The 17,208-nt window shown below is 63.7% G+C and carries 15 protein-coding genes; 5 read left to right on the top strand and 10 right to left on the bottom strand.

Translation table 11 applies throughout. The features are described 5' to 3' along the window. The first annotated feature begins 1 nt into the window (after window position 1). Complete coding sequence (locus tag KKO72_RS07960) at window positions 2-1,072, top strand: ABC transporter ATP-binding protein (protein ID WP_078364344.1); 1,071 nt, start codon at window positions 2-4, stop codon at window positions 1,070-1,072. A gap of 26 nt (window positions 1,073-1,098) precedes the next feature. On the opposite strand, the gene KKO72_RS07955 is transcribed toward KKO72_RS07960, so the two are convergent. From KKO72_RS07955 to KKO72_RS07930, 6 genes are all read right to left on the bottom strand, one after another. Further along, complete coding sequence (locus KKO72_RS07955; protein ID WP_214937149.1) at window positions 1,099-3,696, bottom strand: EAL domain-containing protein; 2,598 nt, start codon at window positions 3,694-3,696, stop codon at window positions 1,099-1,101. A gap of 113 nt (window positions 3,697-3,809) precedes the next feature. Then, window positions 3,810-5,231: a sensor histidine kinase gene (locus KKO72_RS07950; RefSeq protein WP_214937147.1), complete on the bottom strand. Its 1,422-nt coding sequence runs from the start codon at window positions 5,229-5,231 to the stop codon at window positions 3,810-3,812. Next, window positions 5,228-5,929: a response regulator transcription factor gene (locus KKO72_RS07945; protein WP_214937145.1), complete on the bottom strand. Its 702-nt coding sequence runs from the start codon at window positions 5,927-5,929 to the stop codon at window positions 5,228-5,230. The genes KKO72_RS07950 and KKO72_RS07945 overlap by 4 nt, the downstream gene beginning before the upstream one ends. 115 nt (window positions 5,930-6,044) lie before the next feature. Continuing rightward, entirely contained in the window at window positions 6,045-7,304 is a 1,260-nt protein-coding gene (locus KKO72_RS07940) for a multifunctional CCA addition/repair protein (RefSeq protein ID WP_214937287.1), read from the bottom strand. Between the two features lie 50 nt (window positions 7,305-7,354). Next, on the bottom strand, window positions 7,355-8,038 hold the full coding sequence (locus KKO72_RS07935; RefSeq protein ID WP_214937143.1) for a glutathione S-transferase family protein: 684 nt from the start codon (window positions 8,036-8,038) through the stop codon (window positions 7,355-7,357). Next, window positions 8,035-10,008 carry a lytic transglycosylase domain-containing protein gene (locus tag KKO72_RS07930; RefSeq protein WP_214937141.1) on the bottom strand — a complete coding sequence of 658 codons (1,974 nt, stop codon included), beginning with the start codon at window positions 10,006-10,008 and terminating at the stop codon, window positions 8,035-8,037. Before KKO72_RS07930 ends, KKO72_RS07935 begins: the two co-directional genes overlap by 4 nt. A gap of 9 nt (window positions 10,009-10,017) precedes the next feature. Between KKO72_RS07930 and KKO72_RS07925 the strand changes: the two genes are divergently transcribed. Beyond that, entirely contained in the window at window positions 10,018-10,617 is a 600-nt protein-coding gene (locus KKO72_RS07925; protein ID WP_214937139.1) for a 5-formyltetrahydrofolate cyclo-ligase, read from the top strand. Between the two features lie 42 nt (window positions 10,618-10,659). Then, window positions 10,660-11,199: a cysteine hydrolase family protein gene (locus KKO72_RS07920; RefSeq protein ID WP_214937137.1), complete on the top strand. Its 540-nt coding sequence runs from the start codon at window positions 10,660-10,662 to the stop codon at window positions 11,197-11,199. A 5-nt stretch (window positions 11,200-11,204) separates the two neighbouring features. Here the strand turns inward: KKO72_RS07920 and KKO72_RS07915 are convergent, their stop codons facing one another. Both KKO72_RS07915 and KKO72_RS07910 read right to left on the bottom strand, forming a co-directional pair. After that, a complete protein-coding gene (locus tag KKO72_RS07915; protein WP_214937134.1) occupies window positions 11,205-12,605 on the bottom strand; it encodes an L-serine ammonia-lyase in 1,401 nt (466 codons plus the stop codon). Between the two features lie 19 nt (window positions 12,606-12,624). Further along, a complete protein-coding gene (locus tag KKO72_RS07910; RefSeq protein WP_214937132.1) occupies window positions 12,625-13,518 on the bottom strand; it encodes a DUF6279 family lipoprotein in 894 nt (297 codons plus the stop codon). On the opposite strand from KKO72_RS07910, the gene glmU reads away from it, so the two are divergent. Together glmU and KKO72_RS07900 are read left to right on the top strand one after the other, a co-directional pair. Next, the gene (gene glmU / locus KKO72_RS07905) at window positions 13,517-14,950 is read left to right on the top strand and encodes a bifunctional UDP-N-acetylglucosamine diphosphorylase/glucosamine-1-phosphate N-acetyltransferase GlmU (RefSeq protein WP_214937130.1); all 1,434 of its coding nucleotides are present in this window, start codon (window positions 13,517-13,519) and stop codon (window positions 14,948-14,950) included. The genes KKO72_RS07910 and glmU overlap by 2 nt on opposite strands. Further along, entirely contained in the window at window positions 14,947-15,744 is a 798-nt protein-coding gene (locus KKO72_RS07900; RefSeq protein WP_214937129.1) for an ATP-binding protein, read from the top strand. Before glmU ends, KKO72_RS07900 begins: the two co-directional genes overlap by 4 nt. 56 nt (window positions 15,745-15,800) lie before the next feature. Here KKO72_RS07900 and KKO72_RS07895 read toward each other — a convergent pair whose 3' ends face one another. Further along, window positions 15,801-16,292 (bottom strand): Lrp/AsnC family transcriptional regulator, encoded by a 492-nt coding sequence (locus tag KKO72_RS07895; protein ID WP_078364322.1) that lies wholly within the window; start codon window positions 16,290-16,292, stop codon window positions 15,801-15,803. Beyond that, entirely contained in the window at window positions 16,289-17,188 is a 900-nt protein-coding gene (locus KKO72_RS07890) for an EamA family transporter (RefSeq protein ID WP_214937127.1), read from the bottom strand. Before KKO72_RS07890 ends, KKO72_RS07895 begins: the two co-directional genes overlap by 4 nt. Between the last annotated feature and the right edge of the window lie 20 nt (window positions 17,189-17,208).

The following is a 17,208-nucleotide window of genomic DNA, read 5'->3' as shown; positions in this document are numbered from 1 at the left end:
CATGGCAGCTTCACTCCACATTGCGGGCATTCGCAAGGTGTTCGGCAAAGGTCCCCGCGCGATTGAGGTGCTCAGCCACATCAACATCGACGTGGCCCCGGGCGAGTTTCTGATTCTGGTCGGGCCCTCGGGTTGTGGCAAATCGACCCTGCTCAACATCCTGGCCGGGCTGGAGGCGCCCACCGAAGGGGAGTTGTGGATCGGTGGCAAAAACGTGGTCGACATGCCACCGGCGCAGCGCGATATCGCCATGGTGTTCCAGAGTTATGCGCTGTACCCGACCATGAATGTGGCGCAGAACATCGGCTTTGCGCTGGAGATGCGCAAGATCCCGCTCGATGTGCGCACCCGCCGTATCCACGAGGTGGCCGCCTTGCTGCAGATCGAGCACCTGCTGGAGCGCCGCCCGGCGCAGCTCTCGGGTGGCCAGCGCCAGCGGGTGGCCATGGGCCGGGCGCTCGCGCGTGACCCGCAGCTGTTCCTGTTTGACGAGCCGCTCTCCAACCTGGACGCCAAGTTACGCGTGGAGATGCGTGCCGAGATCAAACGCCTGCACCTGCTCTCAGGCATCACCAGCGTGTATGTGACGCACGACCAGATCGAGGCCATGACGCTGGGCAGCCGCATCGCGGTGTTGAAGGACGGCACGTTGCAGCAGATTGGCACCCCCTACGAGATCTACCGCCAGCCGGTCAACACCTATGTGGCAGGGTTCATTGGTTCACCCACTATGAATTTCATAACGGGTAACGCAAGCGGTATCGGAGCTACAGGCCAATTTTCCTTTGAAGGTGGGGTTTTGCAGCTGCCCGCACCGGTGGCCGGCGCGGTGACCCTGGGTCAGCGCCCGGAGCACATCCACCTGGCTGACGATGCGCCCTGGCGCGGTGAGGTCACGCTGGTGGAGCCGACCGGTGCCGACACCTATGTGGTGGTGCAGACCGGTGCCGGACTGATCAATGTGCGTGTGCCGCCGAGCACGCCGGTGGCCGTGGGTGACAACGTGGGCCTGACCATCAGCAGCCGCCACAACAACTGGTTTGATGCCCAGACCGGTGTGCGACTTGGCTAAGGTGAACGCCTGGCCCGCCGCCTGGCTCAGAGCGCGGCGTTGACGGTGGGTGGGTGGACGTGGATCTGGCCACAGATCTGTTCAAACTCGGCCGCACTCACCGGTCTCGAGAAGAAATAACCCTGGCCAAAGTCACACCCCGCAGCGGCCAGCAGCGCGCGCTGCTGCTCGGTCTCGATGCCCTCGGCCACCACCTGGATGCCCAGCGCATGCGCCATCGCGATGATGCCCTGGCACAGCGCCAGGTTGGTGGACTGCGGCGCCAGTTGGCGCACAAAGGACTGGTCGATCTTGATGACGTCGATGTGGAACTTCTGCAGATAAGCCAGCGACGAGTAGCCGGTGCCAAAGTCGTCCAGCGAAACCTGGATGCCGTCATCCCCCATGGCCAGCAGCTGTTCGGTTACCCCGGCACTGGTGGACAGCAGCAGGCCTTCGGTGATCTCCACCACGATGCTGTCGCCACCGAGCCCGCGTGCGCGCAGCTGCTCGATCCAGGGGGTGGCCAGCGGGTCAGGGTTCTCAAACTGCACCGGTGACTTGTTGATGCTGATCTGGAAGTCTGGGTGCAGCCGGGCGCGCCAGGCCTGCACCTGGTCGGCGGCCTGCTGGAACACCCATTCACCCAGCGCCCCAATTAGCCCACTGCTTTCGGCCACCGGGATGAACTCGCCCGGGTTGATCAGGCCGCGTGTCGGGTGCTGCCAGCGCAATAAGGCCTCGGCCTTGTGGATGACCCCCGTGGCCAGGGTCACGATCGGCTGATACACCACCCGGAACTGTTGCTCGACCAGCGCCAAGCGCATGTCCCGGGTGAGCTGGGCCCGCCACTGGGCGGCTTCCTGCAGCGCCGGTGTGAAAAAGCTGAAGCGGTTGCGCCCGGCGGCTTTGGCCACATAGAGTGCCTGGTCCGCGTTTTTGAGCAGGCCTTCAATCTCCAGCGCGTCATCGGGGTAAACCGTGACACCGATGCTGGCCGAAATAAACACCTGGTCGAGCCCGAGCTGGAACACCCCGCCGAGCGAGCCCAGCAACTTGTGCAACACCGCCTCCAGATCCGCCACCTGTGGCAAGCCGGTCACGATCACCATGAACTCGTCACCCCCCATTCGCGCCACGGTGTCGACCTCGCGCAGGCAGTGGCGGATGCGTTGGGCGGCCTCGGTCAGCAGCAGGTCGCCGCGGTCATGGCCCAGGGTGTCGTTGACTTCCTTGAAACGGTCCAGGTCGATGAACAGCAGGGCCAGTTTCAGCCCATCCCGCCGGCATTGCTTCATCTCCTGGGCCAGACGTTCACGCATCAGGCGGCGGTTGGGCAGACCGGTCAGCGTGTCAAAGTGGGCCTGTTGCCAGATGGTGGCCTCGGCTGCCTTGCGTTTGCTGATGTCGGTGTGGGTGCCAATCATGCGCAGAGCTTTGCCGTTGGCGTCCCGGCTGATGACCATGCCGCGCGACAGCACCCACTTCCAGCTGCCGTCCTTGCACAACACGCGGTGTTCGTTGCTGTAGGTGGGGGTGAGTCCGTCCAGGTGGTCTTGCCGGTCGCGCCGCACCCGATCCAGGTCGTCGGGATGGGTGTGTCGATCACGGTCTGCCAGGCTGGCTCGCAGGTCGCCCTCCTCAAAACCGTACATGCGCAACAGGCCTGGCGACAGGTACTCTTCGCCGGTGGGTACGGTCAGGTCCCACAGGCCGTCGCCGGTGCTCTCCAGCGCCAGACGCCAGCGTTCTTCGTTGGTCTGCAGCGCTTGTTTGGCGCGGAAGTAGTCGGTGACATCGGCAAAGGTGCGCACCATGCCGCCGTCTTCCAGGACCTTGCTTTTGACCTCCAGCATACGGCCTTGGCGTGTCTCGCGCACATAGTGGGCCGGAGGTTCACCCAGGCCATCGCTGCGCACGTAGGCGCGTGCGTTCTGACTCACAAACAGCTCACGTTCGCCAAAGTCACCTCGATTGAGCTGAAACGCGCTGAACTGCGTCAAGGTGGGGCGGGTCATCAGCAACTCGGGGGGCACCTCCAGCAACTCACACACACGTGGGTTAAAGCCGATGATGCGCTTGTCGGCATCCAGCAGAAAAATGCCCTGACTGATGTTGTCCAGCGTGGTCTGCAGCATGCTGGACTTCTCGTGCAACTCGGCATTGAGTCTGGCCAGCTCCTGCTCTGTCGCTTTGCTTTGGGAGATGTCAGCGTGGGTGCCCATCATGCGCAATGGCTGGCCATCGGCACTGCGGGCAACCAGCATGCCGCGGGTGGCGATCCACTTCCAGCAGCCATCTTTGCAGCGCATGCGCATATCGGCGGCAAAGTAGGGCGCCTGACCACGCTGGCAGGCGTTGGCCTGGGCTTCCAGGTGAGCCAGATCGTCGGGGTGAATCAGAGCCACAAATGTCTGGTAGTCCAGGTTCAGCTCATTACCAGCGTAACCAATCAGCTGCTCCCACTGCGGCGAATGGGTCTGCTGGCCGGTGACCAGGTTCCAGTCCCAGAACCCAGCACCGGAGCCCAGCAGCGCCAATCGCCAGGGGTTGTTGTCTTCTCCGGTGGTTTGTTTGTCAAGCACATCCGCTGTGGTGCGGCTGACCACAGTGGCGTGCGGCGGGTTGACGGCAGAATGTTTCACTGGCGGCGCTGGAGGTGGCTATCCCGTCTGAGGAGTGGCTGTGTAGGCTTCACGAGAAGTCAGTATCTCATGAGCTCAGCGCGCGTCCCGCAGTGAAGGTCAAGCGGCCAAACTCAAGGCTCGGGCGAAGGGGGTGTAGTGATGCGTGGCAACCACAGCTGCACCCGCAGACCATGGGGCTGTGCCGCCAGCGCCAGGGCGTAGCCACCGTGGCGTTGGGTGATCTCTTTCACAATGGCCAGGCCCAGCCCGCAGCCGCCCGGCAACTCGTTGGCGCGCCAGAATCGGTTGAACACCTGCGGCAGGTCTTGCTCGGAGACCCCGGCGCCGTTGTCTTGCACCTCCAGCACCACCTGGTCTGCTTCGGTGCGGGCGCTCAGCGTCACCTCGGTGCCCGGGCCGGCGTAGGTCAGGGCGTTGTCGATCAGGTTGCTCAGGGCTTCGTGCAGCAACAGGGCTTCACCGTTCACCATCAGGTGGTCCTCCCCCTCATAACCCAGGTCGATGTTGTGTTTGACCGCACGCGGTGTCCACTCGCGCGCCACCTCGCGCGCCAGCACCGCCACGTCCAGCGGCGCCAGCTTGGCCTCGACCTCGTTGCGTGCCAGTGACAGCAACTGGTGCACCAGGTGGGCACTGCGCCTGGCGCCTGACAACACCTTGTTGAGCCGGTCCTGCCGCGCCTGCGGGTCAGTTTCGGTCAGCGCCAGTTCGGTCTGGCTGATCAACCCCGCCAGAGGGGTGCGCAGCTGGTGCGCCGCATCGTTGAGAAAACGTTTTTCCTGGCTCAGGCTGCGCCGCACTGCGGCCAGCAGCTGGTTCAGTGCCGTGGCCAGGGCATGGACCTCTTGCGGCGCCTGTGTCAGCTCGATCGGCGACAGCGCGTGCACGCTGAGTGACTGGCGGTCACCGAGCTGCGCCTGAAGGCGTTTGAGCGGCTGCAGCCCGCGCGAGATACCGGCAAAAACCAGCAAACTCATCAATGCCACCAGCAACATCAGTGGTGCCAGCATGTCGGCAATCAGTTCGTTGGTCAGGCGTTGTTGCAGGGCCAGGCTTTTGGCCACCTGCACGCGCAGGCGTTGCGGCGCATCGGCCTCGCCGTAGTCCAGCTCCAGCAGGGCCAGGCGCATCGGTTTGCCATCGATGTGGGTGGTGTAGAGCAGGGCGTCACGGCTGTTGGCCGCCACCGTGACGGCCGGGTCGGGCAGCTTGGCGTTGCCCAGCAAAAAATGCCCTGGCGGGCTCGACACCATGTAACTGACCCGGTCTTGCGGGTCTTGTTCGATGATGTCCTGCGCCGCACGCGGAAAGTCGATCAAGAGCCCCGAGCCAATCGGTTTGACCTGGCGTGCCAGCGAACGCACCGACTGGGTCAGTGACTGGTCGGTGGCTTTTTCAGCGTAACTCAGGGCGATGCGGTAGGCCAGCGCACCACCCACCAGAAACAGCACCAGTTGGGGCAGCAGCAGCCACAGCAGCAGCTGGCGTTTGAGTGACAGACCCTGCCCGGCAGGCCTGGCCTCGGTGTTCATTGCGGCGTGGTTTCCAGCATGTAGCCCAGGCCACGCACATTGCGGATGTTCAGGCCCGAGTCGACCAGCTTGCGGCGCAGGCGGTGGATGTAGACCTCCAGCGCGTTCGAGGCGGAACTCAGGCTGTCGCCGGGTTCGGCCTGCCAGGTTTCCAGCACATCCTCGCGGCTGACCACGCGCCCGGCGTGGGTCACCAGCAGCGACAGCAGGGCCCATTCACGCTGGGTCAGGTCCAGTGGCTCATCTCCCAGCCAGGCTTGGGGCAGGGATGCGTCGACCCGCAGGCGCCGGGTGCTCTGGCTGGCCACTTCCAGGCTGCCGCCAAAGGCCGGCAGGGCGGCGCGGCGCAGCAGCGCGGCGAGCCTGGCCTGCAACTCGGCCATGTCAAAGGGTTTGGTCAGGTAGTCGTCGGCACCGGCATTGAGTCCCTGGACACGGTCATCCACATCGTCGCGGGCGGTCAGGATCAGCACCGGTAAAGCGGGCAGACGTTTGCGCAACCAGCGCAGCAACTCCATGCCACTGATCTTGGGCAGACCGAGATCCAGGATCACACCGTCAAAGCGGTCAGACTCCAGCAGCCGTTGTGCCAGTTCGCCATCGGCTGCGGTTGTCACTGCATGACCGAGCTGACGAAGCTGGGCGCTCAAACCATCACGCAGCAGCTCATCGTCTTCAATAATCAGCAAACTTGACATGTTGTAAGCATAACCCAGCGGATTTCGCCCAAGTTTGATCTGTGAGGGATTTCTCGCGAATCTTGGGTTTGTTGGCCGGTCCGCGCCACACCCGCAGCACCTGGTGTGTTCGGTTTCAGCCAGGCAGGGTGGACTGCACCGCCGTCACCCGGGCCTGGTGCACCATGTCGCCGACTTTTGAGCCACTGGCCCCCATGTCCATGGCCTGTTGGGCGATGGTTTTGGTATCCACCGCCTGCATCACCGCCAGCACCTGCAGCAGCCGGGGGCGCTGTGGGTAGGGGCTGTCAAGGTGCCCGAGTCGGCCACGTGCATCAGATTCACAGGCCAGCAGAATGTCGGAAAAACGCTGTGGTTTGCGCAAAGCATCACAACGTTCCAGCAGGCGCACCAGGGCACTGGCACCAAAGTCGGTGCTGCGGTGGACGTTGCTGTGTTCCCGCGCCACCACGTCGGCGAGTTCGCGGCAGTCGGTAGGCACACGCAGGCGCTCACACAGGCCCTTGAGCAGCCTGGCGCTGCGCTCTTCATGGCCGATGTGGCGTGGCAGCACATCGGCCGGGGTGTTGCCCTTGCCCAGGTCGTGGCACAGGCAGGCAAAACGCACGGCCAGCGGCGCCTGCAGGCGCGCAGCCATGTCCAGCACCATCATCAGGTGCACGCCGGTGTCGACCTCGGGGTGGTAGTCGGCGCGCTGCGGCACACCCCACAGGCGGTCTACCTCGGGCAGCAGGCGCTGCAGGGCGCCACAGTCGCGTAACACCGCGAACATGCGTGAGGGCGTGGCCTCCATCAGCCCGCGCGATAACTCCTGCCAGATGCGTTCGGGCACCAGGTGATCGACCTCGCCGTCTGCCACCATCTCACACATCAGCGCCAGCGTTTCAGGGGCCACGGTGAAGTCGGCAAAACGCGCGGCAAAACGCGCCACCCGCAGGATACGCACCGGGTCTTCGCGAAATGCCGGGCTGACGTGGCGGAACACTTTGTTGGCCAGGTCCTGCTGGCCATGGAACGGGTCAATCAGGGCATTTTTGGTGTCAAATTGGCCAATGTCCCTTATGGTGTCAGGGTGAGTAGCTATGGCATTGATAGTGATGTCGCGCCGTGCCAGGTCTTCCTCCAGCGTCACGTCGGGTGCGGCGTGGATGACAAAGCCGTGGTAACCGGGGGCGGTTTTGCGCTCGGTGCGCGCCAGCGCATACTCCTCATGGGTGCGCGGGTGCAGGAACACTGGGAAGTCCTTGCCGACTGGCACATAACCTTGGTCAATCATCACCTGCGGCGTGGCGCCCACCACCACCCAGTCGCGGTCACTCACCGGCAAACCCAGCAGCGCATCGCGCACAGCACCACCTACCAAGTAAACCTGCATCTCAGTGGGCATGTGTGTCGGCATGGGTGGGCACGGCCCCTGCATCGCGGCTAGCGGTGCAGGCGGTAGGGCTCTTCAAAATCACGGAAATCCTGCTCGGCGCAGGCGCCGTCGATCCAGGCTTTGACGCCCGGCAGCGTCAGCACACGTTGCACATAGTCGGCAATGTCTGGCGGCAAGGGCAGCGCGTAGGTCACCAGCCGGGTGCAGACTGGTGCAAAGTAGGCATCCGCCACCGAGAACGCACCAAACAGCATCGGGCCACCATGCGCCTGCAGCAGCGGCTGCCACATGGCGACCAGACGCGCCACATCGGCACGCACACCGGGCTGGTCGCGCCAGAGCAGGGCGCCGGTGTCGGGCAGCCGCGCTTCGATGTTCATCGGGCAGTGGTTGCGCAGGCTGGTGAAGCCGCTGTGCATCTCGGCGCAGATGCTGCGCGCCCGGGCGCGTGCCGCTTTGTCGGTTGGCCAGAGCTGTTTATCGGGAAACTGCTCGGCCAGGTACTCGGCAATCGCCAGTGTGTCCCACACCACCAAGTCACCGTCCACCAGCACCGGCACCTTGCCGGTGGGGGACACCGGTTTGAGCGCCGCCTTGAACTGCGAGTCCGGCGTGAAGGCGTCAAAACGCACCATCACCTCTTCAAAAGGAATGCCGGCCTGGGTCAGCAGCACCCAGGGCCGCATCGACCAGGATGAGTAGTTTTTGTTACCGATATAGAGTTGGATCATGGCAGGTCGCGGTTCTCTGGTGTACTGATGTCGGGCGGGCCAATCTGACCCAGCCGCGCCTTGAGGGACTGGGTCTGCCCGGTGATCATGGCTGCGTAAATGGTGGTGTTGGCCAGCACTTTCTTGACGTAATCACGGGTTTCGGTGAACGGGATGTTTTCCGCCCAAATGGCGGCCTCCACTGAAGGGGCGCCGGGTTGGCCACGCCAGACCCGCGGGCGCCCGGGCCCGGCGTTGTAGGCTGCGGCGGCCAGGGGCATCGAGCCGGCAAAGTCATCGAGCACCAGCTTGAGGTAACCGGTGCCAATCGTGATGTTGGTGTCGCGGTCATTGAGCTGCTGGGGTGTGAAGTTGCTCAGTCCAATTTTTTTGGCAGTCCAGCGCGCGGTGGCGGGCATCACCTGCATCAGGCCCGAGGCACCCACGCCAGAGCGTGCATCGGTGATGAAGCGGCTTTCCTGACGGATCAGGCCGTAGACATAGGCCGGGTCAAGGTTGATGCTGCGGCTGCGCTCGATCACCGCCTGGCGGTAGGGCATCGGGAAACGTTGCACCAGATCAATCGCGTTGCGGGTACGTTCGCTGGTGTTGATGCAGCGGTCCCACACCGCGTTCTGGCAGGCCAGATCAGCAGCGGCCAGCAGCTCGCGGTCATTCATGCCGCCGGGGGCATGCAAATTGGTGGTGTAGTTCCACTCCCGCACACCCTCGCTGCGCAGGCCCAGGGTGATGGCTTTGAGGGCACGCTGCAGCCCGGGGTTGGCCTGCGCCCGGTCTTTTTCCTGCGCGCTCAAAGGCGTGGGTGCGGTGGGTGGTGTGATCGGTTGGCCCAGTTCCTCCAGCGCCAGCAGTGGGTAAAACCCGCGCACGCTGGCAATACCTTGCAGCAGCTGGCGCGCCTGGGTTTGCTCGGCCTGGTTTTGGCCCGGTTGCAGCAGGGCGCGGGCGCGCCAATAGACCCAGGTGGGGTCGCTGGCGGCGTCCGGGCTCATGGCCTTGATGCTCTCCAGCGCGTCATGCCACTGGTGCTGGCGCAAGGCGGCGCGGGTCCGCCAGGCCAGATGTTCGTCACTCATGGCTTCGGGGCTGGCGTGTTGGAAATAGGGCAAGGCGCTGTCAGAGAGTTTTTGTGCTGCCAGTTTGCCAATCGCGCCCCAGGCCCAGGCACGCTGGGAGTTGGTGAGGTGCTTGCTCCAACGCTCTTCCAAGGCCTGGGCGGCACTGTCCGGGGCGCTGTCGGCCCAGCGGATCAGTGCCAGCACCGCCAGCTCCTGGTTCAGGCGGTGGTTCGATACCGGGCGTTTGATGAGCACGGTCTCGGGTTTTTTGAGGGCGTCGTTGAGTGCCGCGCTGGCGCCGGGCGCCACGATGGCGACCACCTGGCGTGCCGCATCGAGCTGGCGGGCCTCCACCAGCAGTCGTGCCTTGCGCCAGACATCTGCCTCCGACAGCTGGCCTGCGTCAAAGTGGCTTTGTGCCGCCAGGGTGCAGCCGTCACCCGCGTCTTTGGCCGCATACCACTGGGCCTTGACCTCGCTGGCCAGGTCCACCTTGGCCAGGATGTTCTCCATGGCCAGGGTGTAACAGCGCACCTCGCGGTCATCGTTCATGCGGAAGTCGGGCGCGGCCTCGGCAAAACGGGCCCAGTCGCGGCGCTGGCCCAGCAGCAATAGCCAGTCGTTGCGCAGGCGGTCTTCCTGGTAGGTGCCGCGGTACTGGTTAAAAAATGTGTTGACCTCGTCCGACGTGGCGGTGTCCAGCCGGGCGCGCAGGGTCCAATACGCGGCCCAGGGTGCCAGCATGTGGCTTTGGGCCAGCGGTTGCAAGGCGGCCAGTCGGGTGCTGTCGCCTTTTCTGAAAGCTTGCTGCATGTCCAGCAAAACGTTATCGGCTGAGGTTTGGGCGTGAAGCATTGGCGCCGCGAGTAATCCGGCGGCACCAATCAATGTCAAAATCATCTTGAACTGCATGTGGAGATTATGAATAACTCTGATGAACAACGTGCGCAGGACAAAAAGGCTCTGCGCCAACAGCTTCTCGAACAACGCCTGCGCCTGCCAGACCGCGAACAGCGGGTGGCCCTGTTGCGGCGTGTCATGCGCATCTGGCTGGTGGGCCGCCCCGACACGGTGATTGGTGCCTATTGGCCGATCAAGGGTGAATTCAACCCGCTACCGGCCCTGCACCGCTGGAAAGAAGACGGCGAACTGGTCGAACGCCCCCAGCTACGCAAGATTGGACTGCCAGTGGTCGACAAAGTTCACAAGACCATGACCTTTCATGCTTGGTACCCGGGCTGCCCGATGGAAGACGACGCCTACGGCATTCCCAAACCCAAGGACACCGAGGTGATCACCCCCACGTTGCTGTTTGTGGCCTGTGTCGGTTACGCACCGGGTGGCTACCGGCTCGGTTACGGCGGCGGTTTTTATGACCGCATGCTGGCCTCGCTCAATCCGCGCCCGTTTACCGTGGGGCTGGGTTTTGGCACCGACTTTTTGCCCGACTTTGAGCCCGAACCCCACGACATGCCGCTCGACGCCATCCTGAACGACCACGGTGTGGTCTGGCCGGTGTGAACGGTCTGCCCGGCGCCCTCTGATGACAAGGACACCACGGCCATGACTTCTGCGCTTCTGATCATTGATGTCCAACACGCCCTGTGCCATGGCGCCGATGCCGCTTTTGACATGGATGGTGTGATCAAGCGCATCAACAGTGTGTCGGCGCGGGCTCGTGCAGCGGGTGTGCCGGTGATCCTGATCCAACACGAAGAGGCTGATGGGCCGCTGCAGCACGGTGCCGAGGGCTGGCAGTTGGATGCCCGCCTGCAGCTGTCGGATGCCGACCAGCGGCTTCACAAAACCGCCTGTGATTCGTTTTACAAGACGAACCTGCAGGACCTGCTGCTGTCACACGCGGTGGATCACCTGGTGGTGTGTGGCCTGCAGAGCGAGTTTTGTGTCGACTCCACCGTGCGCGCCGCACTGGCCCGGGGCTACCCGGTGACCCTGGTGGCCGACGGTCACAGCACGGTGGACAACGCTGTGCTGAATGCGGCGCAGGTTTCAGCCCACCACAACACCACGCTGGCCAACCTGGGCAGTTTTGGCCCACGCGTGACACCCGTCCCGGCGGCTGAGGTAGCCCTGAGCGCCTGAGCGCGTCAGCACTCCACGATATTCACGGCGAGTCCGCCGCGTGAGGTTTCCTTGTATTTGGTCTTCATGTCGGCGCCGGTTTCGCGCATGGTTTTGATGACCTTGTCGAGCGAGACCACATGTTGGCCGTCACCCTGCAGCGCCATGCGCGCGGCATTGATGGCCTTGACCGCGCCCATGGCATTGCGTTCGATACACGGCACCTGCACCAGGCCTCCGACCGGGTCGCAGGTCAGCCCCAGGTTGTGCTCCATGCCGATCTCGGCGGCGTTTTCGACTTGCTCCGGTGTGCCACCCATCACCGCCGCCAGGCCCGCAGCCGCCATCGAGCAGGCGACACCCACCTCACCTTGGCAACCCACCTCGGCGCCGCTGATCGAGGCGTTGAGTTTGTAGAGGATGCCGATGGCGGCCGCCGTCATCAGGAAGTCGTCCACACCGCGCTGGTCCGGGCGGGCTGGACCGCGGCCATGGAATGGCGCCACAAAGCGGTCGCAGTAATGCAGCACCGCCGGGATCACGCCCGCCGCGCCATTGGTCGGTGCGGTGACCACGCGGCCACCGGCGGCGTTTTCCTCGTTCACCGCAAAGGCGTAGACGTTGACCCAGTCCAGCACACTCAAGGGGTCGGCCAGGGTGCGCTCGGCACGTTCGCGCAACTGCGCGGCCAGCAGCGGGGCGCGGCGCTGCACCTTGTAGGGGCCGGGCAGGGTGCCGCTGTGGCTCAGGCCGCGCTGCACACACTCACGCATCACGCGCCAGATGGTGTGTAGACCGCTGTGGATGGCATCGTCATCGCGCCAAGTGCGCTCGTTGGCCCACATCACCTGGCTGATGCTGCAACCGGTTTGCTTGCAGATCGATAGCAACTCAGCGCCACTGGTAAAGGGGTAGGGTACCTTTTTGTACTCAGTCAACACGGCCTCGTTAGCGGCGCCAGCGGTCACCACAAAACCGCCGCCCACACTCAAATACTTGGCGGACTTGAGTGTTTGGCCCTGAGCGTCAAGGGCCGTGAACTTCATGCCATTGGGGTGCTCGGCCAGCGCCTCGCGCCGGTACATCAGCACATGTTCACGCTCGACAAAAGGGATCGGATGTTGGCCCAGCACATTCAGTGAACGGCTGCTGCGCACACCAACAATCAGGCCGGGCACCGCGTCCACATCCACCGTGTCAGGCGCGTGGCCCATCAGGCCCAGCATCACCGCCACGTCTGAGCCGTGGCCTTTGCCGGTGGCACCGAGTGAGCCGTAGAGTTCGCAGCAGATGCTGGCGGTTTGAGCCAACACCCCCTCCGTTTGCAGCGCCGCCGCAAACAGGCGCGCGGCGCGCATCGGCCCCACGGTGTGGGAGCTGCTGGGGCCAATGCCCACTTTAAAAAGGTCAAAAACGCTGATGGCCATGGGGTGATCTTAGGTGGGTTCAGCGCGGCGCTGAGAGCGTGCGCAGGTCGAGTTCATAAGCCTGGAGTCTGGCCACCAGCTGTTGCCGCTGCGCCGGGCTGGCGCTGTTGTGCAACTGGGCAAAGATGGTGCAGTTGGCCTGGGTAAAGGCCGCGATCTGGGTGCGGTAGTTGGTGTTGGGCGAGTCGAGCAGGCGTTGTTGCAGGGCATGCAGTCGCGCCTGCGCTTGGCTGGCGCTGTCACCGCCCTGCACAAGGGCTTGCAGTGTTTGCCGCAGGTCCTGGTGGCGGCGCAGCATCTCGGCTTCGGCCTGCACCACGTCATAGGGGTTGGCCAGCACACTGCTGGTCAGCAGGCTGCGTTGTGAGTCACTCAGGCGGCCATAAAAACTTTCGCTGCGTTCGATCAGGCGCTCGGCACGGCGCTTGGTCAGCTTGGCCGGGCTGATCTGCACCCACTCTTCGCGCCAGGCCTGTTCTCGTTTGTCCAGTTGGTGGGCCAGGTGTTGCATTTGCGCGGGTGTGAGTTGACGCACCAGGGTGGCCAGGCCGGGCTCGGCCTGGGTCAGCACCACCTGCAGGTGCGCTTTGAGCTGGTCGATGACTTGGCAGGTGAACTGCGGTGTGGTGTCTTGCAGGGCCTGGGTCTGCAGCGAGGCCAGCAGCTTGGCCAGTTGCGGCAGCTCCTGGCTGCGGTGCCAGCTGTGCAGGGTGTCCAGGTCTCGGCGCAGGGCCACACTCTGGGCATCGTTGAGGTCAAAGTAACTGTCCACCCACCAATACGTCAGGCTGGGCAACTGGTCGTACCCCAGGCGCACCATGCTGCAGGCGCCCAGCAGCAGCACGGTCAGCGTCACCAGCAGGGCGCGGATAATGCGAAAAAACGGCAATCGACTCAACGCGGAGCTTGGCATGGCAATCACTCAGACACTTTTTACAGACACACCGCTGGACGTGGTGATCATGGCAGCGGGCAAAGGCACCCGGATGAAAAGCAAACTGCCCAAAGTGTTGCATCTTTTGGCCGGACGTGCCTTGGTGCAGCATGTGGTGGACACCGCGACCGCGTTGCAAGCCCGCCAGGTGACCGTGATCACCGGCCACGGCGCTCCTGAAGTTGAAGCTGCTTTATCAACAGCAACAAGGTCTACAGGCCAATTTGATATAAATTTTGTGCGCCAGGAGCCACAACTCGGCACCGGCCATGCCATCCAGCAGGCGGTGCCGGTGTTGCGTGACGATGGTCTGGTGGTGGTGCTCTCGGGTGATGTGCCGCTGACCCAAGCCGACACCTTGACGCAGCTGATCAGCGCCTGCGCCGGTGACAAACTCGCGCTGCTGACCATCGATTTTGCCAACCCCACGGGTTACGGCCGCATCGTGCGCAAGGGCGACGCGGTGCAAGCCATCGTTGAGCAAAAAGACGCCAGCGCCGCGCAACTCAAGATCACCGAGGTTTACAGCGGCATCATGGCCGTGCCTGCCAAACAACTCAAAAGCTGGCTCGCGCGGCTCGACAACAAAAACGCCCAGGGTGAGTATTACCTGACTGACATCGTCAAATTTGCGGTGGCCGACGGTTTTCCGGTGGTGGCACACAAGATCAGCGACGCGGCCCAGGTGGCGGGTGTCAACAGCCCGGTGCAACTGGCTGAGCTGGAACGAACTTACCAAAAACGTGTGGCACTGCAGTTGATGGAGCAGGGTGTGCGCCTGGCCGACCCCGCGCGCCTGGATGTGCGCGGCACCTTGACCTGCGCGCAGGATGTTTCCATTGATGTGAACTGCGTGTTTGAAGGTTGGGTCAGCCTGGGCGAAGGTGTCCAGGTTGGCCCCAACTGCGTGATCAAAAACGCCAGCATCGCTGCCGGTGCGGTGATCCACCCCTTCACCCACATCGAGGGGGGTGAACCCGGCAGCAAAAATGCGGTGGAGGTCGGCGCGGGTGCGCTGATTGGCCCGTTTGCCCGCCTGCGCCCAGGCGCCAAGCTGGGCGCCGAGGTGCACATCGGCAACTTTGTCGAAGTCAAAAACTCCACCCTGGCCAAAGGCGCCAAGGCCAACCACCTGGCCTACCTGGGTGACGCCACCGTGGGTGAACGCGTCAACTACGGTGCAGGCAGCATCACCGCCAACTACGACGGTGCCAACAAACACCGCACCGTGATCGAGGCCGATGTGCACATTGGCAGCAACTGTGTGTTGATTGCGCCGGTGACCATCGGCGCGGGCGGCACCGTGGGCGGCGGCTCCACGCTGTCCAAAGACGCACCCCCGCTGGCGCTCACCGTGGCGCGCGCGCGCCAGGTCAGCATCCCCAACTGGAAACGCCCAGCCAAGAAATGAGTGAGCCCAGCGACTCACCAAACCCCCAAGACCTGACCGACCAGCTGGCGCAGCTGCAGCGTCAGCTCGATGCCAGCCGCGCCGAGTTGCAGGAGTTCACCTACGTGGTGTCACACGACCTGCGTGCGCCGCTGCGCCACATCCACGCCTATGCGCAGATCATTGCCGAAGACTGGCCTGAGTTGCCCGACGATCTGGCCAGCCACCTAGGCACCATCCGCCAGTCGGCGCAGTTGCTGACCCGCCAGCTCGACGGCCTGGCCCAGCTATCGCGGCTCGGGTCACAGGTGCTGGACCTGCAGCCGGTGTCTGTTGGTGCGCTGGCGCGTGAGGTGGCAGATGAGTTGGCGGCACTGCACCCGGATGTCGATGTGTTGTGGCAACTGGCAGACGATGTGCCTCCGGTGCTGGCCGACCCGTGCCTGCTGCGCCAGGTGCTGCAACAGCTGCTGGGCAACGCCCTCAAATTCAGCCGGGGCCGGGCACCGGTCCAGATTGCCATGGGCTGGCAGTGTGAGCCCGCGCCATCTGCAGAGGCCGAGACCGCTGCACCCGCAGGCATCCGCCTGACCCTGAGCGACAACGGTGTGGGTTTCAGGCCCGAGCAGGCGCAGGCGCTGTTCAAGGTGTTTGGCCGCTTGCATCCGGCGTGTGAATTTGAAGGCCTGGGGCTGGGCCTGCTGTTATGCCGCCGTATCCTAGAGCGCCTGGGCGGCGCAATCCAGATCACCGCCACACCAGACCAGGGTTGTGAGGTGACGCTGTGCCTGCCTGTGGCACCGGATCACTCTTGAATCCATAGCTTCTGGCCCTTGATCTATAAGGGCTAAAGGCCAAAAAGTCTTATAAGTTAGAGCGATTCGGGTAATGGCAAACTAGCACCAAACTTGCTGCGTTTGAGGCTGAAAAAACTCTTCACATTGCGCACATTGGCATCTGCCGTGAACAGCTGCTGGGTCAGCGCCAGGTAGTCGGGCATGTTGGCCGCGTGCACCACCAAGCAAAAGTCCGGCCCGGGGGAGACGCGGTAACACTGCTGCACCGCGTCGATGGGCGCCACCCGCTGCTCAAACGCCTCCAGCGCGGCTTGGTCCTGGCGGTCCAGCGTGATCTCGACCACCGCCGTGAGCCCGTGGCCCAGCTCGCTGGCGAGTTTGTCGGTGCTGAGCACCGCGATCTCGCGCTCGATCAAGCCGGTGTCTTTGAGGCGTTTGACGCGGCGCAGGCAGGTCGGCGGCGACACATGGACCCGCTCGGCCAGTTCCTGGTTAGACAAAGCCGTGTTGGTTTGCAGCTGGGCGAGTAACTGCAGATCGATGTTGTCGAGTGTCAGGGCGCTCATGGGGTGGATCGTTTCAAGAGTTTTTGGCGCAACATGGGCCACAGCAGGTTGAGCGCCAGCCCGGCCATCACCAGCGCGGCGGCACCCAGTTTCCAGGGCGGCAGGCTCTCACCGAGCCACCAGGCCGAACAACCCATGCCAAACAGCGGCACCAGCAGCGCCATCGGTGTGATGGTGGCGGCGCTGTAGCGGCTCAGCAACCAGCCCCAGGCGGCGTAACCAAAGATCGAGTTACCCCAGGCCTGCCAGGCCACAGCGGCCCAGGCCACCGCGTCGGCGTGTTGCAGCCCGGCCTGCAGCGCGGGCCAGCCTTCCACCCAGAGCGACAAAACGGCTAGCGGTGGCACCGCAAACAGGCTGGACCAAACCACATAAGCCACCATGTTGATGCGCCCCGCAGCGCGGCACGTCAGGTTGCCACCGGCCCAGGACAAGGCCGCCAGCAGCACCAGCCCCAGGCCCAGCACCGTGGTGCTGCCGTCGGTGTGCAACACAATCACACCCAGCCCACTGGCCGCCAGCAGCAGCGCCAGCCATTGCACCCGCTGCAGGGTTTCACCCGCCAGCGCCATCGCCAGCCCAATCGTGAAAAACACCTGGACCTGGATCACCAGCGAGGCCAGCCCCGGCGAAATGTGCCCGTTCATGGCCACAAACAGCAGCCCGAACTGCCCCACGCCAATCAGCAGCCCGTAAGCCGCCAGATTGCGCCAAGGCACCGCTGGGCGCGGTATCAAAAACACCATCGGCATCACCACCATGAAGAATCGCAAGGTGGCAAACAGCAGCGGCGGCATCTGGCCCAGCGCCAGTTTGATCACCACAAAATTGCTGCCCCAGACGGCGACGACAGCCAGGGCAAGCAAAAAGTGGCGCAAAGAAAGTGATTTATTCATTCATGGAAACTTTATTTGTG

This window comes from Rhodoferax sp. U11-2br, assembly GCF_018619435.1.
GTDB lineage: Bacteria > Pseudomonadota > Gammaproteobacteria > Burkholderiales > Burkholderiaceae_C > Rhodoferax.
This window is presented reverse-complemented; position numbering and strand designations above follow the sequence as displayed.